This window comes from Novosphingobium sp. BW1 (assembly GCF_008107685.1).
Taxonomy (GTDB): Bacteria; Pseudomonadota; Alphaproteobacteria; order Sphingomonadales; family Sphingomonadaceae; genus Novosphingobium.
Map to the genome: position 1 here is coordinate 13,185 of NZ_VIRF01000041.1, position 21,074 is coordinate 34,258.

Annotated in this window: 24 protein-coding genes and 1 tRNA gene; 8 read left to right on the forward strand and 17 right to left on the reverse strand. The window is 64.2% G+C overall.

Features of this window, described 5'->3' with window-relative positions; all coding sequences use genetic code 11:
* Nucleotides 1-142 precede the first annotated feature (142 nt).
* Nucleotides 143-325 (reverse strand): CsbD family protein, encoded by a 183-nt coding sequence (locus tag FMM79_RS01635; protein ID WP_148625558.1) that lies wholly within the window; start codon nt 323-325, stop codon nt 143-145.
* Nucleotides 326-473: 148 nt separating this feature from the next.
* Entirely contained in the window at nt 474-887 is a 414-nt protein-coding gene (locus FMM79_RS01640; RefSeq protein WP_148625560.1) for an EVE domain-containing protein, read from the reverse strand.
* An 82-nt stretch (nt 888-969) separates the two neighbouring features.
* Between FMM79_RS01640 and FMM79_RS01645 the strand changes: the two genes are divergently transcribed.
* The 6 genes from FMM79_RS01645 to FMM79_RS01670 all read left to right on the forward strand — a co-directional run bounded on the left by FMM79_RS01645 (nt 970) and on the right by FMM79_RS01670 (nt 7,461).
* On the forward strand, nt 970-1,905 hold the full coding sequence (locus tag FMM79_RS01645; protein ID WP_148626156.1) for an isopenicillin N synthase family oxygenase: 936 nt from the start codon (nt 970-972) through the stop codon (nt 1,903-1,905).
* A 111-nt stretch (nt 1,906-2,016) separates the two neighbouring features.
* Nucleotides 2,017-3,717 carry a bifunctional diguanylate cyclase/phosphodiesterase gene (locus FMM79_RS01650; RefSeq protein WP_240338915.1) on the forward strand — a complete coding sequence of 567 codons (1,701 nt, stop codon included), beginning with the start codon at nt 2,017-2,019 and terminating at the stop codon, nt 3,715-3,717.
* An 84-nt stretch (nt 3,718-3,801) separates the two neighbouring features.
* A complete protein-coding gene (gene dapF / locus FMM79_RS01655) occupies nt 3,802-4,638 on the forward strand; it encodes a diaminopimelate epimerase (RefSeq protein ID WP_148625561.1) in 837 nt (278 codons plus the stop codon).
* Nucleotides 4,635-5,813: a MiaB/RimO family radical SAM methylthiotransferase gene (locus FMM79_RS01660; RefSeq protein WP_148625563.1), complete on the forward strand. Its 1,179-nt coding sequence runs from the start codon at nt 4,635-4,637 to the stop codon at nt 5,811-5,813. The genes dapF and FMM79_RS01660 overlap by 4 nt, the downstream gene beginning before the upstream one ends.
* Nucleotides 5,810-6,772, forward strand: coding sequence for a signal recognition particle-docking protein FtsY (ftsY, locus tag FMM79_RS01665; protein WP_148625565.1), 963 nt, complete (start codon nt 5,810-5,812; stop codon nt 6,770-6,772). The genes FMM79_RS01660 and ftsY overlap by 4 nt, the downstream gene beginning before the upstream one ends.
* Nucleotides 6,772-7,461, forward strand: coding sequence for an inner membrane-spanning protein YciB (locus FMM79_RS01670; RefSeq protein ID WP_148625567.1), 690 nt, complete (start codon nt 6,772-6,774; stop codon nt 7,459-7,461). The genes ftsY and FMM79_RS01670 overlap by 1 nt, the downstream gene beginning before the upstream one ends.
* 21 nt (nt 7,462-7,482) lie before the next feature.
* Here FMM79_RS01670 and FMM79_RS01675 read toward each other — a convergent pair whose 3' ends face one another.
* From FMM79_RS01675 to FMM79_RS01720, 11 genes are all read right to left on the reverse strand, one after another.
* Nucleotides 7,483-7,731, reverse strand: coding sequence for a YrhK family protein (locus FMM79_RS01675; protein ID WP_148625569.1), 249 nt, complete (start codon nt 7,729-7,731; stop codon nt 7,483-7,485).
* A 63-nt stretch (nt 7,732-7,794) separates the two neighbouring features.
* On the reverse strand, nt 7,795-8,076 hold the full coding sequence (locus tag FMM79_RS22155) for a DUF2938 family protein (RefSeq protein ID WP_162528417.1): 282 nt from the start codon (nt 8,074-8,076) through the stop codon (nt 7,795-7,797).
* Between the two features lie 8 nt (nt 8,077-8,084).
* On the reverse strand, nt 8,085-10,055 hold the full coding sequence (locus FMM79_RS01685; protein ID WP_240338916.1) for a potassium transporter Kup: 1,971 nt from the start codon (nt 10,053-10,055) through the stop codon (nt 8,085-8,087).
* A 92-nt stretch (nt 10,056-10,147) separates the two neighbouring features.
* Entirely contained in the window at nt 10,148-10,858 is a 711-nt protein-coding gene (locus FMM79_RS01690; RefSeq protein ID WP_148625573.1) for a tetratricopeptide repeat protein, read from the reverse strand.
* Entirely contained in the window at nt 10,855-11,271 is a 417-nt protein-coding gene (locus tag FMM79_RS01695) for a cytochrome c-type biogenesis protein (protein ID WP_148626159.1), read from the reverse strand. The genes FMM79_RS01690 and FMM79_RS01695 overlap by 4 nt, the downstream gene beginning before the upstream one ends.
* Nucleotides 11,272-11,303: 32 nt before the next feature.
* On the reverse strand, nt 11,304-11,873 hold the full coding sequence (locus tag FMM79_RS01700; RefSeq protein WP_148625575.1) for a DsbE family thiol:disulfide interchange protein: 570 nt from the start codon (nt 11,871-11,873) through the stop codon (nt 11,304-11,306).
* Complete coding sequence (locus FMM79_RS01705; protein WP_148625577.1) at nt 11,870-13,837, reverse strand: heme lyase CcmF/NrfE family subunit; 1,968 nt, start codon at nt 13,835-13,837, stop codon at nt 11,870-11,872. The genes FMM79_RS01700 and FMM79_RS01705 overlap by 4 nt, the downstream gene beginning before the upstream one ends.
* The gene (ccmE, locus tag FMM79_RS01710) at nt 13,834-14,286 is read right to left on the reverse strand and encodes a cytochrome c maturation protein CcmE (RefSeq protein ID WP_148625579.1); all 453 of its coding nucleotides are present in this window, start codon (nt 14,284-14,286) and stop codon (nt 13,834-13,836) included. Before ccmE ends, FMM79_RS01705 begins: the two co-directional genes overlap by 4 nt.
* 5 nt (nt 14,287-14,291) lie before the next feature.
* A complete protein-coding gene (locus tag FMM79_RS21450; protein WP_162853530.1) occupies nt 14,292-14,432 on the reverse strand; it encodes a hypothetical protein in 141 nt (46 codons plus the stop codon).
* Nucleotides 14,433-14,448: 16 nt separating this feature from the next.
* Nucleotides 14,449-15,177: a heme ABC transporter permease CcmC gene (gene ccmC, locus FMM79_RS01715; protein ID WP_148625581.1), complete on the reverse strand. Its 729-nt coding sequence runs from the start codon at nt 15,175-15,177 to the stop codon at nt 14,449-14,451.
* Nucleotides 15,178-15,283: 106 nt separating this feature from the next.
* Nucleotides 15,284-15,360: transfer RNA gene (locus FMM79_RS01720), tRNA-His, on the reverse strand.
* Between the two features lie 183 nt (nt 15,361-15,543).
* On the opposite strand from FMM79_RS01720, the gene FMM79_RS01725 reads away from it, so the two are divergent.
* Together FMM79_RS01725 and FMM79_RS01730 are read left to right on the forward strand one after the other, a co-directional pair.
* Nucleotides 15,544-16,176 (forward strand): 2OG-Fe(II) oxygenase, encoded by a 633-nt coding sequence (locus FMM79_RS01725; RefSeq protein ID WP_240338917.1) that lies wholly within the window; start codon nt 15,544-15,546, stop codon nt 16,174-16,176.
* A gap of 89 nt (nt 16,177-16,265) precedes the next feature.
* Nucleotides 16,266-16,706, forward strand: coding sequence for a PilZ domain-containing protein (locus tag FMM79_RS01730; protein WP_162528418.1), 441 nt, complete (start codon nt 16,266-16,268; stop codon nt 16,704-16,706).
* A 91-nt stretch (nt 16,707-16,797) separates the two neighbouring features.
* On the opposite strand, the gene rpmE is transcribed toward FMM79_RS01730, so the two are convergent.
* The 4 genes from rpmE to bamA form a co-directional block, all read right to left on the reverse strand.
* Nucleotides 16,798-17,025 (reverse strand): 50S ribosomal protein L31, encoded by a 228-nt coding sequence (gene rpmE / locus FMM79_RS01735; RefSeq protein ID WP_148625585.1) that lies wholly within the window; start codon nt 17,023-17,025, stop codon nt 16,798-16,800.
* Nucleotides 17,026-17,158: 133 nt separating this feature from the next.
* Nucleotides 17,159-17,611 (reverse strand): 3-hydroxyacyl-ACP dehydratase FabZ, encoded by a 453-nt coding sequence (fabZ, locus tag FMM79_RS01740; protein ID WP_148625587.1) that lies wholly within the window; start codon nt 17,609-17,611, stop codon nt 17,159-17,161.
* Between the two features lie 24 nt (nt 17,612-17,635).
* Complete coding sequence (locus FMM79_RS01745; RefSeq protein ID WP_148625589.1) at nt 17,636-18,322, reverse strand: OmpH family outer membrane protein; 687 nt, start codon at nt 18,320-18,322, stop codon at nt 17,636-17,638.
* A complete protein-coding gene (gene bamA / locus FMM79_RS01750; protein WP_148625591.1) occupies nt 18,322-20,976 on the reverse strand; it encodes an outer membrane protein assembly factor BamA in 2,655 nt (884 codons plus the stop codon). The genes FMM79_RS01745 and bamA overlap by 1 nt, the downstream gene beginning before the upstream one ends.
* Nucleotides 20,977-21,074: the final 98 nt, after the last annotated feature.

The window sequence follows — 21,074 nt, forward strand, 5'->3', positions numbered from 1 at the left end:
GCCAGCTTCCCACATCGGGACGAAAGTCTCCGCTTTTGGCTTGGCCGCCCAAGAAGCGCCCACGAAAAAAGGGGCAACCTTTCGGTCGCCCCTTTTCGCATTGGCCTTATCGGTTAGCCTTGGCCATACAGTGGCTTGGCCATCAGACCCGGTCGCCCACGGCGCCTTTCACCTTACCGATACCCTGCTGGACCTCACCCTTGCGCTCTTGGGCCTTGCCCTCGGCCTTCTGCTCGGGATCGTTGCGCGCATCGCCTGCGGCCTGCTTGGCGTTACCGGCGATCTCGTTGCCCAGACCCTTGATTGTGTCCTTCAGTTCACCCATGATAACATCTCCTTGTTTCTTCAGCACATAGCTGCCGATCTTACACAAAGAGAACAGCTCGAGCGGGCCGTTCGTTCCAGCCCGGCCGATAGGGCGAGCCTTACGTGAGACAACTGGACAAACCGGTCGAACCGACTCAGGACAAGTATCAATCGCCCGCCATCTCCAGAATACGCGCCCATTCCTCGGGCCGGACCTCGCCGACCGAGAGTCGCGACAGCTTGACCAGCTCCATGTCGGCGAGCGCAGGGTCGGCCTTGATCTGCTTGAGCGTGACGCAGCGCGCCAGCTTGCGCACCGGCTTGACCTTGACCGCAGCCCACTTGCCGTCGGGATCGCTCGGATCGGCAAGCCCCGCCGCGCTCACCTCGACGATCCCCACGATCTCGCGTCCCTCGTTCGAATGGTAGAAGAACGCCTCGTCACCGATTTGCATTGCGCGCAGGTTATTGGCCGCCCGGTGGTTGCGTACACCGTCCCAGGTCCCCTCGCCCTCGCGCACCAGGTGGTGCCAGCCATAGGCATCGGGTTCGGACTTGAGGAGCCAGTAGCGCTTTGCCATCGTATGCCTTTCCGTTTCGACTAAGGGCTTCAAAACCTTTACAGCGGCGGCATAGACGATTCTTGATGGAAATATGCAAGACATGGACCTCGCCAATATCCCCGTTCTGAGCCTCGAGGCCGACCGCGACGATCTTCCCGCCCGTATCGGCGAATCGTTCCGCACTTTCGGTTTCGCCATGATCCGCGATCACGGCATCGACCAGGACCTTATCGACCGGGCCTGGGCTCTCACCCGCGAATTCTTCGCGCTGCCCGAAGAGACCAAGCGCGCCTACCATCTGGCCGGCAAGGCCGGAGCGCGCGGTTACACTCCGTTCCGCACCGAGGTTGCCAAGGGTGCGACCGAGAAGGATCTCAAGGAATTCTGGCACGTCGGGCGCGACCTTCCCGAAGGCTCGCCGCTGGCCGACAGCATGCCGCCCAACATCTGGCCCGGCGAAGTCAACGGCTTCGAGGAAACCTTCAAGACCCTGTTCGCCCGCTTCGACGCCGTGGGCGCTGAGATCCTATCAGCCATCGCCGTCCACCTCGGCCTCGCCCCGCGCTGGTTCGATCCGGCAATCGACGAGGGCAATTCGGTACTGCGCCTGCTGCACTATCCCCCCGTCGCCGAAGGGGCGGGCGGGGCCATCCGCGCCGGAGCCCACGAGGATATTAACCTCATCACCCTGCTGCTTGGCGCTGAGGAAGCCGGCCTGGAGCTTCTGAGCACGGACGGCGAGTGGCTTTCCGTCGCGCCACCCGAAGGCGCCTTGGTCATCAACATCGGGGACATGCTGCAGCGCCTGACCAACAATGTCCTGCCTTCCACCACGCACCGCGTGCGCAATCCCGAAGGCGAACGCGCTGGCTACAGCCGCTATTCGATGCCCTTCTTCCTGCACCTGCGCAGCGACTTTCCCTTTGTGACGCTTCCGCAATGCATCAGCGCCGACAATCCCGACCAGTATCCCGACGTCATTACCGCGGACGACTATCTTCAGGAGCGCCTGCGCGAGATCGGATTAAAATATTGAAGCAACGAACAATTAACAAAATCCCAAAGTCAAATTCCGAAGCGATTTAACCAAACCTTCAGGGGATATCCCTAGAGCTTCCCTTTCCTACGAATTCAGGGAGCTCTGGCTTTGAACGCCAAGGTCACGACGACCACAGAAATCAGCGACGACATCGCGGGCAGACGCACCGTGGATGTCGTTGCATTTGGCATCGTGACGTCCGCGATTCTGCTGTTCACGGCGACCGGAAGCGTGATCGGGCCCAACGTCGTGCGCGCGCTGATGGGCGAGAGCCCGGGGCCCGACCAGTTCATCCTCAACGCCTTTCTTCTCAACATCGCGATCATCATCTTCGGGTGGAGCCGTTACCGCGAGCTCAACGCCGAACTTGCCGAGCGCACCCGTGAGGAAGCTGCGGCCCGCCGCCTGGCCGAAACGGACCCCCTGACCGGGTTCCTCAATCGTCGCAGCTTCGGCATGCGCGCCGACGTCATGATCGCCAAGGCCCGCGAGGGCGGACGCGCCATGGCGCTGATGATGATCGATCTCGACAACTTCAAGCAGGTCAACGACTTCAACGGGCATGCCGCGGGCGACCAGCTGTTGCGCCAGTGCGCCGCGCGCATCCGCGAGGTGGTTCCGGTCGGCAGCGCCATCGCCCGCATCGGCGGCGATGAGTTCGCCATCGCCATCGAGTACGCACCTGCGCAGAGCGGACACATCGATCGCATCGCCGAGGTCCTTCTCAAGCAGCTTGCCCGTACCATGCGCGTGGGTGACACGACGGCCGACATCACCGGCTCGCTCGGGCTTGCCTCGACTGCTCGACGCCACCGCGGCGCAGAGCCTGCCGACGCACAGGCGCTGCTCGAATATGCCGACGTGGCGATGTACCACGCCAAGCATCAGGGCCGAAACTCCTTCTGCTGGTTCGAGCCACAGATGGCCGAGGAACTGCACCTGCGCACCGAGCTGGAGGACAAGATCCGCAGGGGCATCCCGGCTGGCGAGTTCGTTCCCTACTATGAGCGCCAGATGGATCTGGGCACGGGTCGACTGTGCGGCTTTGAAATGCTTGCGCGGTGGCAATCGCCAGACCTGGGCCTCGTCTCGCCCGACATCTTCATCCCGATTGCCGAGGATATCGGGGCCATCGCCGAACTCTCCGAAGAGTTGATCCGCCAGGCCCTTCAGGACGCGAAGAGCTGGCCCCGCGAGCTCACCCTCTCAGTGAACATCTCCCCGCTCCAACTGCGTGATCCGTGGTTCGCTCAGAAACTTCTGAAACTTCTTGTCGAATCGAGCTTCCCGGCCGAGCGCCTGGAAATCGAGATCACCGAAAGCTGCCTGCACCAGAACGTGGGACAGGTCCGCTCGCTGCTGACTAGCCTCAAAAACCAGGGCATCAGCGTCAGCCTCGACGATTTCGGAACCGGCTTCAGTTCGCTCGCCCAGCTGCGCAACCTCCCCTTCGACCACATGAAGATCGACCGCAGCTTCATCGAACGGATCGATACCGACAGGAACGCCGCCACCATCGTGCGCGGCATCGCGATGTTGGGCGAAGGCCTGCGTCTGCCGATCACGGCCGAAGGCATCGCCAATGTTCACGTCCTCAACGAGCTGCGCAAACTTGGCCCGGTAAAGGGCCAGGGTCACTACTTCGGTGCCCCGCGCCCCGCTTCCGGCCTCGGCGAATGGATCAACGCGGAAACCGCCCCGCATGGTGAAAGCGCACCTTCCGGCCCGGCTGGCCCGGACCGCCCGCCAAGGACACTCGACCTCGAGACGACGACCTCGAACGAGAACCGCCGCTCCGGTCGCGCCTGAACACGCCCGAGGGCCGGGGTGCCATCGCGCGCGCCTCGATCTGAGGGCTGGACCAATCCACCCGAAATACCTAGATCGCAGGCCATGCGGATCGACTTCATCAAGATGCATGGCCTGGGCAACGATTTCGTCGTCCTGGACGCGCGCAGCCAGCCCTTGCCCGCCATCGACGGGTCCATCGCCAGTGCGCTTGCGGACCGTCACACCGGCATTGGCTGTGACCAGTTGCTGGTGCTGGAACCGAGCACCTCGGCTGATTTTCGCATGCGCATCTTCAATCCCGACGGCAGCGAAGTGGAAGCCTGCGGCAACGCAACCCGCGCGGTCGGCCTACTCCACGGCCAGAGCGCCGCGATCGAGACGCTGGGCGGCATCGTCCACGCATCGCCCGCCGAAACCGGGATCTCGGTCGAGATGGGCACGCCCCGTTTCGACTGGGACGCGATCCCCCTCGCCTACGCCATGGACACCCACGCCATGCCCGTCGCCTGGGAGGAGCTGGTCAACCCAAGCGCCATCAACGTCGGCAATCCGCATGCCGTCTTCTTCGTTCCCGATCCCTACGCCATCGACATGGCGCGCCTCGGCCCACTGATCGAGAACGACCCCATCTTTCCCGAGCGGGTCAACGTGAACGTTGCCGGGATTTCAGGGCGCGATACGATCACCCTGCGCGTGTGGGAACGCGGAGCCGGACTTACCCGCGCCTGCGGTACGGGTGCCTGCGCCACGGCGGTTGCGGCGATGCGGCGCGGCCTCGTCGACCACTCGGTCAAGGTAACGCTCCCCGGCGGCACGCTGCGCATTGACTGGCGCGAAGACGGCGTAATCGTGATGACCGGACCTGCCACGGAAAGTTTCCGTGGGTCATTTGCAGCCGCTGACTTCGGCCTTATCCCCGTGGACCGGACGCGCGCTTGAGCCTCGAAGTCCATTCGCTGGGCTGCCGGCTGAACCTTTCCGAAAGCGAGGATATGCGCGCGCTCCTTCGCGAGGCCGACGATCTTGTGGTCATCAACTCCTGCGCGGTCACCTCCGAGGCCGTGCGCCAGACCCGCCAGGCCATCCGTCGCGCCCGCCGAGCCCGCCCCGACGCGCGCATCGTGGTGACCGGCTGCGCTGCCGAGGTGGAGCGCGAGGCCCTGGCCGCCATGCCCGAGGTAGATGGTCTTGTCGCCAACACCGCCAAGCTCGATCCACGGGCCTGGAACGTACCTGCGCCCACCGTGCCCCAACGCCGCGCCGCCTATACCCGCGCGTTCGTCCAGGTGCAGAACGGTTGCGATCATTCCTGCACCTTCTGCGTGATCCCCCAGGGGCGTGGCGCCAGCCGATCGCGCACAATTGCCGAGACGCTGGCCGACGTTGCCGTCCACCACAAACGCGGCGTTCAGGAAGTCATCCTGACCGGCGTCGATCTAACCTCCTGGGGCGAGGACCTCAAGGGTGCCCCGCGCCTTGGCGAGCTGTGCGCGGCCATCCTCGGACGCTTCCCCGAGCTGCCGCGCCTGCGCCTGTCTTCCATCGACGGGGCCGAAGTCGATCCGGTCCTGTTCGAACTTCTCGCCAGCGAGCCGCGGGTGATGCCGCACGTTCATCTCTCGCTCCAGCATGGCGATGACCTCATCCTCAAGCGCATGAAGCGCCGCCACACCCGCGCCGATGCCGTGACGCTGGTCGAGAGCCTGCGCGTGCGTCGCCCCGACCTTGCCGTGGGCGCTGATCTCATGGCCGGTTTTCCGACCGAGAACGAGGCCGCACATGCGGCCAACCTGTCGATCATCGCTGAGCTGGGCATCGTCCACGGCCACGTCTTCCCCTTCTCTCCGCGCCCGGGCACGCCAGCCGCGCGCATGCCGCAGGTCGAGCCTGCGCTCATTAAGCGCCGGGCCCGTGAATTGCGCGAGGCAGTGTCGAAAGAACGTGCGCGCTGGCTTGCCGCGCAGGTCTCTCGCCCGCTATGGGTTCTCGCCGAAAAGGATGGTACCGGCCACGCGGAGAATTTCGCACGAGTCCGGCTGCCAGACGGGACCGTGCCGGGCACCGTGCTGTGCCTCACGCCCGCCAACGTGATCGAAGGAATACTGGAAGCATGAGCGACACCACCCCACCTGCCGGAGGGTCCGCCACGACGCAGGATGGCGACTGGTCCGACCGGCTCTTTGGCGGGTTTCGCAAGACCTCCGAGCGCCTGAGCGGAAACCTCGCCGGGATCGTTGGCGGCAATCGCCTGACCGACGCGCAGCTCGATGACCTGGAAGACGCGCTGATCATCTCGGACCTGGGCCCGCGCGCGGCCGCCCGCATCCGCGAACGCCTTGCGGAAGAACGCTTCGAGCGTGACGCGGACGAACGCGCGATCATGGAAGTGGTCGCCCGCGAGATCGCCGACATCCTACGTCCCGTCGCACAGCCGCTCGACATCGTCGCCTTCCCGCGCCCGCAGGTCATCCTTACCATCGGCGTCAACGGCTCAGGCAAGACGACCACCATCGCCAAGCTTGCCCACCTCTTCCAGGAACAGGACTACGCGGTCATGCTGGCAGCGGGCGACACCTTCCGCGCGGCCGCCATTGGTCAGCTTGCGGTCTGGGCCGACCGTCTTGAGGTCCCCATCGTCAAGGGCCCCGAGGGCGGCGATCCCGCCTCGGTGGTGTTCGATGCGGTCAAGGAGGCGACCGAGGACGGCACCGATGTGCTTATCGTCGACACCGCAGGGCGCCTTCAGAACAAGCGCGAACTAATGGACGAGCTTGCCAAGATCCGCCGAGTCCTGGGCCGTCTCAACCCGGCCGCACCGCACGATGTCGTGCTTGTGCTCGATGCCACCAACGGCCAGAACGCGCTCGCCCAGATCGAGACCTTCAAGGAAGTGGCTGGTGTCACCGGCCTCGTGATGACCAAGCTGGACGGTACCGCGCGCGGCGGCGTCCTCGTGGCTGCGGCCGAGCAGTACGGCCTACCCATCCACGCCATCGGCGTAGGCGAGAAGATCGACGACCTTCGCCCCTTCGACCCGGACCTCGTCGCACGCGTCATTGCAGGTATCGCGTGATGGAAAGCCCCAATACGCCGCAGGCCAAGACACCGAACGACAGCGCTCCCGAATCCGAAAAGCCCAAGTCCAGCTGGATCAACCTCGTTGTCGATTTCGGCCCGCTTCTCGTGTTCTTCCTGACCTACCGCCATTTCTCGCCCGAAGAGAGCGGCGATGCGATCGGCACGGTCTCCGCCGTCATCAAGGGCACCATCGCCTTCATGGCCGCTACCGTCGTGGCGCTGGGTGTCTCGAAATGGCGCCTGGGCAAGGTCTCACCCATGCTCTGGCTGACGACGACGCTGATCCTGGGCTTCGGCACGCTCACCGTGATCTTCCGCGAGGCGATCTGGATCCAGCTCAAGCCCACTGCGGTCTATCTGATGTTCTCCATCGTGCTCTTCATCGGGCTGATGAAGGGCAAGCCGATGCTCAAGTACCTTCTCCAGTCCGCCTTCGAGGGGCTGAACGAGGAAGGCTGGATCAAGCTTTCGCGCAACTGGGCCTGGTTCTTCCTGGTACTGGCCATCGCGAACACGGTGCTGGTCTACGCCGTCAGTTTCGATGCCTGGCTTCAGGCCAAGCTCTGGGGCTTCACGGTCGCCTCGTTCCTCTTCACCTTCTCGCAGCTCCCCATGGTGCTCAAGCACGGCATGGGCGAGACCGAGGCGCGCGAGGACCTTCTCGACAACGCGCCGCACGACTGAGCACGGCAGACTATCACTCAGTCAGGGCGCGCTGGTATCGCGCTCGAGCCGGGTGCCGCGCATGGAAAGCGTCTGCTTGAGCAGTTCGCCAAGTGCGCCCAGAAACATCAGTCCCGAACCGGCAATAAACATCCACACGCCCGCCGTCTGCCAGGCCGCCATGGTAGGTAGGAACAGCACGCTCCCCACCACGAAGAGCAGGTTGCCGACAAGGCCCACTGCGATGTGGAACCAGCGAAAATCGTGAACGAGCGTGCGTAGGATCTGCATGGGGCTAAACCCTAGCGGGCGCGCCCGAAGCTGTCAGCCCGCACCGTATCAAATACGGTCGCGTCACCAGCCCCAATGCAAGCACATATTGCACACCGGCAAAGACAGCGAGGTTGAGCAGCATGAGCGGATCGGGCGTCTCTGGTCCGGCGTGCGCGATGCGAACATGCCGCGGCCCATGGCCGGAGTCAGGACGCACAGCCCCGCAAGCGTGCTCAACCCGATGCCGACGAGTATAAATGGGTCCGGTGTCGGCGAAGTCAGGAAATAGCCGCCCCAGACCAACGGATAGGCCGCCGCGTAGAGCAGGCCGACAATGAGCGTGCAGGTCAGCGCCGGCTCCACCGCGTTGGTCAGATTTCCAGCTGACTGCCGAGTTCGACCACGCGGTTGGTAGGCAGGCGGAAGAACACCATGGCGCTTGCCGCGTTGCGCATCATCCAGGCGAAGAGACGTTCCCGCCAGATCGCCATGCCCGGCTTTTCCGAGGCGACAAGAGTCTGGCGCGACAGGAAAAAGCTGGTCTTCATCATCTCGAAGGGTTGGCCGCACATCTGGTTGTGGGCAAGCGCTGCGGGAATGTCGGTTTCCTCCATGAAACCGTAGCGCAGGGTCATGCGGTAGAAGCCCTGCCCCAGGTCCTGCACCGAGTAGCGCTCGCCCGATTCGACGTAGGGCACGTCCTGGACCTCGACGGTCAGCACCACCACGCGTTCGTGCAGCACCTTGTTGTGCTTGATGTTGTGGAGGAGCGCGGAAGGTACGCCGACGTTGCTCGAAGCCATGAAGATCGCGGTGCCCGGCACGCGCGCGGCGCTGCCGTGCGCGCTCTTGGCAAAGACGTTGAGCGGAAGCGCCGCCTCGGTCATGCGATTACGCATGAGGCGGCGGCCCTTGTTCCAAGTTGTGAGGAGCGTGAAGGCCACCGCGCCGATCAACAGCGGGAACCAGCCACCATCCGGAATCTTGGTGGCGTTTGCGGCGAAGTATGCACCGTCGACCACGAAGAAGGTCACCGCAACGGGGATCGCAATCCACAGCTTCCAGCGCCACAGGACGATCAGAAGAACCGTCATCAGGCAGGTGTCGATCAGCATCGCACCGGTCACCGCGATACCGTAGGCCGAGGCCAGGTTCGAAGAGTTTTGGAAGACCAACACCAGCACGATCACGCCGATCATCAGCGCCCAGTTCACGAAGGGAATGTAGATCTGACCGACCTCGTGCTCCGAGGTATGGCGGGTCGAAAGGCGCGGGATGAAACCCAGCTGCATGGCCTGGTGGGTGATCGAGAAGGCGCCCGAGATAACCGCCTGACTGGCGATGAAGGCGGCGCAGCTGACCAGGATCACGAGCGGCAGGCGCAGCGATTCAGGCGCAAGGTTGAAGAACGGGTTTTCCATCGCAAGTGCGGCCTGCGCATCGTCGAGGCTGAGGATCATCGCGGCCTGCCCGAAGTAGTTGATGAGCAGGCACGGCATCACAAAACCGAACCAGGATAGGCGCATCGGTCCGCGTCCAAAATGGCCCATGTCCGAATAGAGCGCCTCCGCCCCGGTCACGGCCAGCACGACGGAACCCAGCGCCAGGAAGCCCAGCATCTTGTCGGTGAGGAAGAACTGGATCGCATACCACGGGTTCAGCGCAACGAGCACCTCGGGCATCTGTACGAGATGGTAGATGCCCAGGATCGCGAGGATCGAGAAATAGGTCACCATGACCGGGGCAAACAGCGCGCCGACCTTGGCCGTCCCGCTCTTTTGCAGCACGAAAAGGCCTACCAGGAGGATAAGCGCAATCGGCATGACGAAAGGTGCAAGGTTCGACTGGACAACGGTCAGGCCCTCCACCGCGGAGAGCACCGAGACGGCGGGGGTAATCATCGAATCGCCGTAGAACAGCGCCGTCGCGAAGACGCCGAGCATGACGATAAGGCCGCCATAACGCGACTTCTTGATCGCGCCGGAGATCAGGGCCACGAGCGCGAGACTGCCCCCCTGCCCCTTGTTGTCCGCGCGCATGAGGATGCCGACGTACTGAACCGCAACGACAAGCGTCATCGACCAGAAGATCAGGCTGACCACGCCCAGGATGTGCAATTCGTCGATAGCCAGCGGGTGCGGACCGACAAAAGTCTCGCGGAACGCGTAGATCGGGCTAGTGCCGATGTCCCCGAAGACGACACCGACCGCGCCGAAGGCGAGCTTCGCGACGTTTCCGGTGGAATGGCCGTGGGAACCGGATTTCCCGGCGTCGGACTGCTTCACGGCATCCGACACGCTCGCCGTTCCACCGCCATTCATATCCGTAGTTGCATCACTCATTCGTGCGCCCCGTCATGGACTAGAGACCCCGTTTCGCACTCGCGGCAAGGTTGAAGGCCGTTAGCAGCATGGCAGGTGCCTAGCAATGATGCTCAATCACGCGAAGGGGCCGTTGGTTCCGCAACCGTACCGTCGCGGGACTCCGCCCCTATCTGCGAATCGGGTGCCGGAGCCGGCGCATTGCCCGTGATGTAAGCATCCAGCCTCTGGAGTTCGGCGGCGAGCACCGGACGCCATACGGCCTCCTCGGGCGTGCGCTCCAGAAGGTCCGCCCACAGCTCGCGCGCTTCGCCAAACTGACCCGACTGGGCCATCGCCAAGCCCAGGAAAAACGCGGGCCCCGGCGCTTTCGGGTCGGCCTTGGCTGCCTGGCGGAAGGCATAAAGCGAAGCGGGAGTCAGAACACCTTCGGAATGGGCGACAAGCGCGTTGGCCATGGCGAGCCAGGCATCCTCGTCCTTTGGATTTTGCTCGACCGCGCCCAGCAGGACGCGCGCCGCCTCGGCCGTCTGACCGTTGCGTGCAAAGCCATCGGCGATGACGACATAACGATTGGTCGGCGGGATCGTGCGATTGGTGACCTTGGCGCGCGCAGCAACCAGGAACGCGGCTTCCTCACCACCGCCCGGGGTCACGGTGCTCGGGCTCGATGGCTGCGAGGGCGAGCCTTGCGTGACATAGCCCGCAACACCCAGGAGCAGCGCGGCGGCCACCGCCTCGCGCCCTCCCACCGGCACTTTGAGGACTACCACAGCCACCACGAACGCAGCGATGACCAGCAAGGCCAGCAGGAACCAGATCATGCCTCTTCTCCTTCATCGCCAGCGCCACGTTCCTCGACCTCGCGGCGCAAGGTGAAGCGGCGGCGCAGCAGGAGGACCGCGATCAGCAGAAATACAAGCGGCACGGCGAAAAGCGGCCAGGTCACCTCGGTGAGCTGCGGCGCGTAGCTCACATAGTCGCCATAGCGCTCGATCAGCCAGGCCCGGATCTCCTCAGGGGATTCGCCCGCCTTGATTCGCTCCCGCACGAGACTGCGCATCGAGCCCGCGATAGGCGCGTCCGAATCGGCGATCGACTGGCCCTGGCACTGGAGACAACGCAGCGTCTCCATTAGGTCCATGGCGGCGCGTTCCTTCGCCGGATCCTCGAGCTGACGGTAAGCAAAAGGTGCGGTCGACTGCTCCTGCTGGGCAAGAGCCGGAGCGGCCACCATGGCAACGGCGGAAAGAACGGGAAGGACGCGCCTCACTGCCCCGCCTCCTGTATCCTGGCAAGAATCACGTCGAGCTGCTCAGGCCGGATCTCGCCGACGTGCTGGTAGCGAATCACGCCCTTGCCATCGACGATGTAGGTTTCGGGGACGCCCGAAGAGCCCAGCGCCAGCTGCACCTGCCCATCGTCGTCCGCGCCAATGCTGTCGAAGGGATCGCCGTTGGTCGCGAGGAAGCCTTCGAGGTTCTCGCGCGAATCGCGCACCGAAATGCCCTCGATCTCGACACCCGCCCGCTGCAGCTGCGCCAGCTGCGGTGCCTCGACCCGGCAGGGGATACACCAGCTGGCGAAGATGTTGACGAGATGGACCTTGCCGTTGGCCAGCTCTGAACTGCTGAGGCCAGGCCGTCCGGGCAGTGCCGGGGGCAGATCGAAGCTGGGCATCGGCTTGCCGACGAGCGCGCTGCGCACGGTACGGTCTGCGGGCTTCAGAAGCCCTGTCATCACCAGCGCGACGAAGCCCACGAAGAACGCGAGCGGGAGCCAGATTGCCCAGCGCGGCGCCCGGGCACGGCCCTCCGGAGCCTTGCGATTCGCGCTCATGCCCGGTCCTCCCGCAGCTTCTCTTCGCCTTCGCGGCGCTCGGCGATGCGATCGCTCTGGATCGAGCGGCGAACATCCGTGGCGACGCGGCCGAGCAGCGCCAGCAGGCCTCCCAAAGCGATCAGGAGGCCACCCAGCCAGATCAGCGGCACCAGCGGCTTCCACCACAGACGCAGCTGCCAGCGGCCGTCCTCGCCCTCACCGCCCAGAACGGCATAGAGCTGGCCGTTCCAGCGCGTCAGCAGCGCCGATTCGGAGGTGTTCTGCGGGGGCGCCCAGAACGTGCGCGACTGCGGGGTGAGTCGCGTAACCTTGCCATCCGGCCCGTAGCGCACCAGCAGACGCGCCTCGAGCGCGGTCCAGTTGGGGCCTGCAACCGGCTCGATCCGGTCGAGCTTCACGCCCCAGGGGCCCACCTGCGTAATCTCACCAACCTCGACCGCAACGAGCTTCTCGGTCGAGAACGCGCTCTCGCTGCTCATGCCGATAAGCGCGACCGCGATACCGAAGTGCGCGACGACCATGCCCCAGACCGCCAGCGGCAGTCGGCGCAGATTGCGCCCGCGCAAGGGAAGTACACTCGCCCAGGCAAGACCGACACCTAGCAGCAGGCCCAGGAACGGCAGCAGTGCGACATCCGCCACGGCAACCAGAGCACCGCTCATGACCACCACGAGCATGGCCGGGATGACGAGGCTCTTGCCGATTCGCGCAAAGTCATCACGCCGCCAGCGCAGCATCGGGCCGACCGCCAGGACCACCAGCATGGGCACGGCGAACAGCGCGCTCATCGGGTTGAAGTAGGGCGGGCCGACCGAGACCTGCGCGCCCAGCGCCTCGGCCACGAGCGGATAAAGCGTGCCGAACAGGACGATGCCCAGGATCGCGCACAGCAGGACGTTGTTGATGACGAGCGCGCCCTCGCGGCTCATCGGCGCGAAGCGGGCGCCCTCGCTCACCGTCGCGGCGCGCAAGGCAAAAAGGGTGAGGGCACCGCCGATGTTGATGGCAAGCAGCGCAAGGATGAAGCTGCCGCGCTCAGGATCGACCGCAAAGGCATGAACACTGGTCAGGATGCCCGAGCGGACAAGGAATGTACCCACCATCGACATCGAGAAGGCGACCACGCCCAGCATCACCGTCCAGGTGCGCAGCGCATCGCGCGCAGCCAGAACGCTCACCGAATGGAGCAGCGCGGTTGCGGCCAGCCAGGGCATGAGCGAGGCGTTCTCCACCGGGTCCCAGAACCACCAGCCACCCCAGCCCAGTTCATAGTACGCCCAGTACGAGCCCGCGGTGATGCCGACCGTTAGGAAAATCCAGGCCGCCAGCACCCAGGGGCGCATGGCGCGCGCGAAGGCCGACCCAACCTCGCGGGTTACCAGCGCGCCAATGGCGAAACTGAAGGCCACCGAAAGACCGACGTAGCCCAGGTACAGCGTTGGCGGGTGGAAGGCGAGGCCAAGATCCTGCAAAAGCGGGTTAAGCCCCTGCCCTTCGGCCGGGACCGGCGAGAGGCGCTCGAACGGGTTCGAGGAAAGCAGCAGAAAGGCGTAGAAGCCAAGGCTCACGAAAGCCTGTCCGGCAAGCGTTGCGAGCATGGTGCGCTCGGGCAAGCGGCGCTCGATAAGCGCGACGAACCCGCCCGCAACGCCCATGACCGTGACCCACAGGAGCATCGAGCCCTCATGGTTGCCCCAGGCGCCCGCGATCTTGAAGATCAGGGGTTTCAGCGAATGCGAATTGAGCGCGACCAGCTTTACCGAAAGGTCCGTGATCGCAAAGACGTAGATCAGGCAGAAGAAGGCACAGAGCGCCAGCAGACCTTGCACCACCGCGACGGGACGGACAACCCGGCCCAAAGCCTCACCTTTCCTGGTCAGCCCGAGCATTCCTCCCAGCAGCTGCAATCCCGCCAATGCCGCCGCAAGCCAGAGCGCGGCCAGTCCAAGTTCCGCGATCATTTGCCCTTAGCCATCGCCTGCTGCAGTTCTTCGCCGGTCATGTCCTTCATCTCGCGCGGGACATAATTCTCGTCATGCTTGGCGAGGAGATTGTCGGCCACGAACGTGCCATCGCTTCCCATGTGGCCCTCGGCCACGACGCCCGAGCCTTCCACGAAGAGCGAGGGGACAATGCCGCGGAACGTAACTGGCACGCGTGCCTCCTTGTCCTCGACGACGAAGGCGATGCTTACCCCATCGGGCAGCGTACGGATCGAGCCCTGCTCGACCATGCCGCCCAAGCGCACCGCGCGCGAGGCTTCGGGGGGGCTCGCCACGATCTCGCGGGGAACGTAAAAATAGCTTGCCTGGTTGCGCAGCGCCCAGATCGCCAGGATCGCCGCGCCGATCAGCACGACCATCGCGACGGCGAGCAGCACGAGGCGCTGGTGCTTTGCCTTGATTGCCATCCTTGTCAGCGCTTCCTTGCCTCATCGCGCCGTTTTTCAGCGCGTTTCATCATCACAAGCGACCAGCCGACCATCGCCGCCGTGGCTCCCACGCCGATGGCGTAGGAGGCAAGGACGAAAGTCCAGGGGTCCATCGCTTCGCGCATTCTCTCGCGTCCTCTCTCAACCGGCCTGGGCCAGCGCCTTACGGCGCAGCCGCGCCTCGGCCTGCTGGTGCGCCAGGATTGCCCGCATACGCGCCAGCACCACACCCGCAAAGATCAGCGTGAAGCCTGACATCGCGATCAGCAGCGGCCACAGGAACGCGCCAGACATGGCCGAGCCGCCCGTGGTGATGCTGGGGGGCTGGTGCTGGCTGTTCCACCAGATCACCGAATAATGGATAATGGGAATGTTCACCGCGCCCACAAGGCCGAAGATCGCCGGCGCGCGGGTTCCTGCCCCGTCGGACGCCTCGCTTGCCTGCGACAGCGCCATCCAGCCGAAGTAGAGGAACAGCAGGACCAGCATCGAGGTCAGACGCCCGTCCCACACCCACCAGGTACCCCAGGCCGGACGACCCCAGAGTGAACCCGTCACCAGGCACACCGCGGTAAAGACTGCGCCGGGCACCGCGCAGGCGCGCGCGGCAATTCCAGCCAGGGGGTGGCGCCAGACGAGTTCGGTGAAACTGGCGATCGCAATGCCGCTCCAGCCCGCCATACCCAGCCAGGCGGCGGGCACATGCAGGTAGACGATGCGGACCGTCTCGCCCTGCAGGCGTTCGGCAGGTGCGAGGAAAAGGCCCCATACCAGGGCGGCAAGGGCGATCACGATACCTACACCAAGGCACAGCGGCATAAGCCAGCGTGCGATGCGCAGAAAACGGGCCGGGTTGGCGAAGCCGTGCATAAGCCGCGCTTTCTAAAGACCGTGCCGAAAGGAGCAAGTGAATGATGGAAAAGGCTTACGGTTTTTACCCGCCTATTAGGCCAAGGTATCATAAGCTTCGAAGGAATGGGGCGATTGATGGGGTTCGAACCCACGACCTCCGGTACCACAAACCGGCGCTCTGACCAACTGAGCTACAATCGCCACACGTCCCGTTCGACCATCTGCGAACCGGGACACTTTAGCCGCGAACCAAAGTGCATTGAAGCGCCCTCGGTGCGGGAGCGCGCCTTTGCACACAGTTGACGCGTTTGCCAAGCAAAAAAGTGATAAAATCGTCTGGAGAGGCAATTTTCTTGGGCGAAGCCAGCGACTATCGTGCGGCGCATGGTCACTGCCACCGAATCATACGCCGTTCCGATCCAGGCCCACCCAGCCGCGCGCAAGGTCCCCTCGCCGCGAATCGAGATGTACATTCTGCCCAATTTCCTCTCGGGCGAACAATGCACGCGCCTGATTGACAAGATCGAGGCCCAGCACCGTCCCTCCACGATCACCGGCTACAACGGCGACGATGTCTTCCGCACCAGTTCGACCTGCGACCTCTCGCCGCGCGATCCGGACGTCGCCGATCTCCGCACGCGCCTGGGTGCGCTCGCCGGAATCCCCGAAAGTCACGCCGAGCCTCTCCAGGGCCAGCGCTACGAAGTCGGGCAGGAGTTCAAGGCCCACACCGACTACTTCGAGCCCGATCGGCCCGAGTTCGCGCAGTTCTGCTCTGTCGCGGGGCAGCGGACCTGGACGTACATGATGTACCTGAACGCGGTCGATGCAGGCGGCGCCACCCGCTTCAAGGTCGCGGACAAGATCATCCAGCCCGAAGCGGGCAAGCTTATCTGCTGGAACAACCTGCGCCCCGACGGATCGCCCAATGCCGCAACGCTTCATCACGCAATGAAAGTGCGCAAGGGCCGCAAATACGTCCTCACGCAGTGGTTCCGGGAGAAAGCCTGGGGCTGATTGGCCGCCGCGCCCTCGCCGGTGCCTCGCACGATCCCCTAAGTGCCGGTTAGAGCCCGGGTAGGCGCTCTGCACGTAGTCTGGAGCACGTGTCCAGCTACGAACCCGCTTCGCCCGCGCATGCTGCTCTGACGGCCTTGCCCACGCCTGCCACACATGACGAGCGCCGCCGCGAAACGCGCCACCCCATCCGGCAGCGGATCTTCCTGCGCACGGACGGTGTCCCCATCGGGAGGGCCTGGCTGCTCGACCTGTCGGCCAGCGGCTGCTGCGTCCATGCCGAGGGGCTGGACCTGCGCATCGGCCAGTGCCTGAGCCTCCACCGCGGCGCGGGGCTCGCCTTCCTCACCAGCGGCCACGGCGCAGTGGTTCGCTGGACCCACGCGGACATGGCCGGCCTTCAGTTCGAGCGCGCGATCCCCTCCAGCGACACCTTATGGCAAGGTCTTATCGCAACGAGCGGGGGCTCCTACACGGGCGAGAGCCCGGCCCTGCCGCTTGAACCCGACCAAGCGCACCCCGATTCGTGAACCGGCACCTGACGCGCCCTAGACCCACAACGAAAAAGGGCGGCCCCGCAAGGCCGCCCTCTTCGTTTCAAGGTTCGGATGAACCGTCGCCTCACTTCTTGTTGAGCGAGAGACCACCGAAACGCTTGTTGAACTGTGCCACGCGGCCACCTTCGTTGACGCGCTGCTGACCACCGGTCCAGGCAGGGTGCGTGGTGGGATCGACGTCGAGCACGAGCGTGTCACCTTCCGAGCCCCAGGTCGAGCGGGTCTGGAACGTGGTGCCGTCGGTCATCTGGACGGTGATCATGTGGTAGTCGGGGTGCAGATCGGCCTTCATGTCGTAATCTCTCTTGCATATGGCCGGTTCCGACCGGCCTGCCATGGAAAGCGGCGCGCTTACATCGGAACGGCACCAATGGCAAGTCCCGGCGCGCCAGCTGGGGCGAAAGGGGCCCTAAAGCCCCCTTCCCTCAGGCATCGGCGATCATCGCGGTGAAGCTGACCTCGCAGGTCGTCTTCCCGTCGATCGAGGCCGTCCCCGCGAACTTGCAGACCCGCGCGCGCTTCTGGACGAAGCTCACCTTGAGGTCGAGCAGGTGCCCGGGCGTCACGGGATTGCGGAATTTCGCGTTCTCGATCGCCATGAAGTAGACGAGCTTGCCCGAGCCCGCGAGACCCAGGGTCTCGATGGCCAGGATACCCGCCGTCTGCGCCAGCGCCTCGATCTGGAGAACGCCGGGCATGATCGGACGGCCGGGGAAATGGCCCTGGAAGAAATCCTCATTGAAGCTCACCGCCTTGACCGCGTGGATCGACTCCTCATCGAAGGAGACCACCCGGTCGACGAGCAGCATCGGGTAGCGATGCGGCAGCGCCTCGAGGATTTTCGGGATGTCGTAGACCAGTTCGCCCGGTTCGCTCATCGTACAGGTACTTTCGTCTGGAAATTAACGGCCGGCGGGAGCCGCAGCGTTACCAGCGGCCGGAGCCTGGGCCTGACCGGCCTGCTGCTGACGCGCGCGCGCTTCACGCACCTGGCGCGGTTCCCAGCCCTCGGGCGGGACGATCTGCGCGGTCGGGATCGCGGTGTTGAGCTCGGCCAGGATGTCCTGGTTGAGCGAATAGGCACCATCGGTGATCGCCTGGATCGACTGCGGGTTGAGGAGGATGGTGACCTTCTTCTTGGTCATCGCAGCCTTCACCGCATCGTTCAGTTTGTCCTCGATCTGTTCGTTGACGTAGGCCTCCGAGAGCGAGACCGGCGCGAGGATCTGCTGCAGTTCCTGCTGGCCCTGCTGCTGGATCTGCTGGATCTGCTGGGCCTGCTGCTGCAGCGCCGCCTCGTTCGGGTTCGCGGCACGGCTGTCAGCCTGGTACTTCTGGATCAGCGGCTGAAGCTGAGCCTGGATCGCGGCGCGGCGGCTGTTGGCCTGGTCAATCTGCGCCTTGTAGGTGGTCTGGCGCTGTTCACGCGCGGTCTGGTTGGCCGCAGAGCTCAAGACGATGCCTTCGAGGTCGGCCACGCCGATGCCCGGGACCACGGTGCCCGACTGGGCCGAGGCCGCGCCCGGAAGCGCGACGGAAGCAAGCGCCAGGGTCGAAGCCAGCGCAGCGGACTTGAGAAGAGTTTTCATCAGAATTGCGTTCCCACGTTGAATGAAAAGACCCGGGTGTCATCACCATCGCGCTTCAGAAGCACGTGCGACATGTCGATACGGAAGGGTCCAAAGGGTGAGTTCCAGTTCACGCCGACACCGATGGCCACACGCGGCAGCCAGGTATCGCCGAGATAACTCTCGGTGAAATAACTCGTCGAGCCGGCCGGATTGCGCGTTGCACCGGTGTCCGGATCGATCTGATCGATGCTCGTACCCACGACATTGCCGTCATCGTCGAGCACATTGTAGAGCTGGTTGCCGTCCTGGTCACGCTGACCGACGAAGCAGCCATCTCCGCAGTCGCTGAGTTCGGGACGTCGTGTACCCCAGACCGCGCCGGCATCGACGAAGACCGAGGGACGAAGGCCCATTTCGCGCGCGCCCGATCCAAGCGGGATCTCCAGTTCGGCACGCCCCATGTAGTAGTACTTACCGCCCAGCGCGTCGTCGGAATCGTTGCCCGGCACGGTGTAGTTGCCGTCCTCGTCGGGACCGAAATACTGGCGGATCACGCGCGGGCCAACACCGCGCACGGCAAAGCCACGCATCTGCGGGTTACCAAGGTAGAAGCGGTCGGTAAGGCGCACGTAGTCATCGCCGCCGTAGGGCTCGATGATGCCGCCTTCGCCCTGCAGCGAGAAGATGAAGCCACCGCCCAGCGGCCAGTACTTGGCCGCATTGGCACGCAGGCGGGCGTACTTCACGTCGCCGCCCAGGCCCGCGACATCGACGCTGACCTGCGCGGTTTCGCCCCGCGAAGGACGCACGCGGTTGTCGAGCGTATCGTAGATCAGCGAGAAGCCGACAATCGAGCTCAGACGCTTGCCGATGGCGTCGCACAGATAACGGCCCGCACGCAGCGGGTCGCACTCAAGCTCGCCGGTATCGCCGATCGAGTAGAACTGGTTCTCCGAGAGCGAGACGTCATCGTAGTTGAGCGTGTAGCGCCCCACCGCGGTGATGTACTCGGTCACCGGGACACCGGCACGCACCTGGAAACCGGTCGTGGTCTGCTGGTAGGTGGTGTTGCGGTTCGAGTTCTGGAAGTTGAAGTTGTTGTAGTCGCGGCGGTAGAGGTCGACCCCGAGCGAGACGTTCTTGTCGAACAGGTACGGCTCGACGAAGCTGGCCTGGACCGAACGCGAATAGCGCGAGTAGCTGCCCGACAGACCCACCGTCTGGCCGCGGCCACGGAAGTTGCGCTGGCGGATCGAGGCCTGGAAGATGAAGCTTTCCAGGCTCGAGAAACCGGCCGAAAGCTGAAGTTCGCCGGTTGGGCGCTCTTCCACATTGGCTTCCAAAATGATGCGGTCATCGGCTGCACCCGGCTTCTGCTCGACCTCGAACTTCTCCTGGAAGTAGCCGAGCGATTTGATGCGGTTGGTTGAACGGCGCACCTGGAGCGAGTTGAAGGCATCGCCCTCGGCGAGACGGAACTCGCGGCGGATGACCTTGTCCTGGGTGAGCGTGTTGCCGTTGATGTCGATGCGCTCGACGTAGACGCGCGGCGCTTCACGGATCACGAAGGTCAGACCCATGGTGAGATCTTCCTTGTTGCGATCATACTGCGGGCGCACGTCCGCAAAGGCATAGCCGAAGGCGCCAGCGGTGTTGTTGAGGCTCTCAATCGTGTCCTCGACCTGCTTGGCATTGTACCAGTCACCCGCCTTCATCGGCAGGTTCTGGGACATCTTCTCGCTGCTGAAGTCGCGCAGCTGGCTTTCCACCTTCACATCGCCGAACTTGTAGCGCTCACCTTCCTCCACCACGTAGGTGATGATGAAGTCCTTCTTGTCCGGCGTGAGCTCAGCCACGGCCGAGACAACGCGGAAGTCGGCGTAACCTTCGGTCAGGTAGAACTGGCGCAGCTTTTGCTGATCAAAGGCCATGCGGTCGGGGTCATAGCTGGTGCCCGAAGAGAACAGACGCCAGAAACGGGCCTGCTTGGTCACCATCTGCGAGCGCAGTTCCCCGTCCGAGAAGGCCTCGTTGCCGATCACGTTGATCTGGCGGACCTTGGACTTGTCGCCCTCGGTGATCTCGAAGACGATATCGACGCGGTTCTGGTCAAGCATGACCATCTTGGGCTCAACCGTGGCGGCATAGCGGCCCTGACGCTTGTAAAGCTCGATGATGCGGGCGACGTCGGCGCGGACCTTGGAACGGGTGAAGATCTGGCGCGGCGAGACCTTGATCTCGGGCAGGATCTTGTCGTTCTTGATGCGCTTGTTGCCTTCAAGAATGATGCGGTTGACGACCGGGTTTTCCTGAACCTCGATCACCACCGCGCCGTTCTCGTTGGTCACCTCGACCGACTTGAACAGCTCGGTCGCGTAGAGATCCTTGAGCGCACCGTCGGCGGCCGCCTTGGTGTAAGGCTGGCCGATGCGCAGCTTCACGTAGGAAAGAACCGTCTGCTGCTCGAGACGCTCCGAGCCACGCACGGTAAGCGAGGTGATCGTTTCGGCTTCGGGCTGCGCGGCGGGCTCGGCCGGAGCGCTCTGCGCGGCCGCATCCTGGGCAAAGGCGGCCGAGGGCACACCGGCCAGGATCGTGGTCCCAAGGAGCACGGCCGCGACGTGTGACGAGCGGCGAGCCTCAGTGCTGCGAACCATTTCCACTCCGATCATTCCAAGATAATTCCTGATAAGCGCCTCAGCGAGATCCATGACAGTCGGCAGGCCTGCACCGAAACCTGCGCAAGTCCGCAGCCATCTGCCTGATGGAG

What these genes read in the sequence shown, in the direction of transcription:
- FMM79_RS01635 (WP_148625558.1), bottom strand. Translation starts at nt 325, where the DNA reads ATGGGTGAACTGAAGGACACAATCAAGGGTCTGGGCAACGAGATCGCC.
- FMM79_RS01640 (WP_148625560.1), bottom strand. Translation starts at nt 887, where the DNA reads ATGGCAAAGCGCTACTGGCTCCTCAAGTCCGAACCCGATGCCTATGGC.
- FMM79_RS01645 (WP_148626156.1), top strand. Translation starts at nt 970, where the DNA reads ATGGACCTCGCCAATATCCCCGTTCTGAGCCTCGAGGCCGACCGCGAC.
- dapF (WP_148625561.1), top strand. Translation starts at nt 3,802, where the DNA reads ATGCGGATCGACTTCATCAAGATGCATGGCCTGGGCAACGATTTCGTC.
- ftsY (WP_148625565.1), top strand. Translation starts at nt 5,810, where the DNA reads ATGAGCGACACCACCCCACCTGCCGGAGGGTCCGCCACGACGCAGGAT.
- FMM79_RS01670 (WP_148625567.1), top strand. Translation starts at nt 6,772, where the DNA reads ATGGAAAGCCCCAATACGCCGCAGGCCAAGACACCGAACGACAGCGCT.
- FMM79_RS01675 (WP_148625569.1), bottom strand. Translation starts at nt 7,731, where the DNA reads ATGCAGATCCTACGCACGCTCGTTCACGATTTTCGCTGGTTCCACATC.
- FMM79_RS01685 (WP_240338916.1), bottom strand. Translation starts at nt 10,055, where the DNA reads ATGAGTGATGCAACTACGGATATGAATGGCGGTGGAACGGCGAGCGTG.
- FMM79_RS01690 (WP_148625573.1), bottom strand. Translation starts at nt 10,858, where the DNA reads ATGATCTGGTTCCTGCTGGCCTTGCTGGTCATCGCTGCGTTCGTGGTG.
- FMM79_RS01695 (WP_148626159.1), bottom strand. Translation starts at nt 11,271, where the DNA reads ATGGTGGCCGCTCCGGCTCTTGCCCAGCAGGAGCAGTCGACCGCACCT.
- FMM79_RS01700 (WP_148625575.1), bottom strand. Translation starts at nt 11,873, where the DNA reads ATGAGCGCGAATCGCAAGGCTCCGGAGGGCCGTGCCCGGGCGCCGCGC.
- FMM79_RS01705 (WP_148625577.1), bottom strand. Translation starts at nt 13,837, where the DNA reads ATGATCGCGGAACTTGGACTGGCCGCGCTCTGGCTTGCGGCGGCATTG.
- ccmE (WP_148625579.1), bottom strand. Translation starts at nt 14,286, where the DNA reads ATGGCAATCAAGGCAAAGCACCAGCGCCTCGTGCTGCTCGCCGTCGCG.
- FMM79_RS21450 (WP_162853530.1), bottom strand. Translation starts at nt 14,432, where the DNA reads ATGCGCGAAGCGATGGACCCCTGGACTTTCGTCCTTGCCTCCTACGCC.
- ccmC (WP_148625581.1), bottom strand. Translation starts at nt 15,177, where the DNA reads ATGCACGGCTTCGCCAACCCGGCCCGTTTTCTGCGCATCGCACGCTGG.
- FMM79_RS01725 (WP_240338917.1), top strand. Translation starts at nt 15,544, where the DNA reads ATGGTCACTGCCACCGAATCATACGCCGTTCCGATCCAGGCCCACCCA.
- rpmE (WP_148625585.1), bottom strand. Translation starts at nt 17,025, where the DNA reads ATGAAGGCCGATCTGCACCCCGACTACCACATGATCACCGTCCAGATG.
- fabZ (WP_148625587.1), bottom strand. Translation starts at nt 17,611, where the DNA reads ATGAGCGAACCGGGCGAACTGGTCTACGACATCCCGAAAATCCTCGAG.
- FMM79_RS01745 (WP_148625589.1), bottom strand. Translation starts at nt 18,322, where the DNA reads ATGAAAACTCTTCTCAAGTCCGCTGCGCTGGCTTCGACCCTGGCGCTT.
- bamA (WP_148625591.1), bottom strand. Translation starts at nt 20,976, where the DNA reads ATGATCGGAGTGGAAATGGTTCGCAGCACTGAGGCTCGCCGCTCGTCA.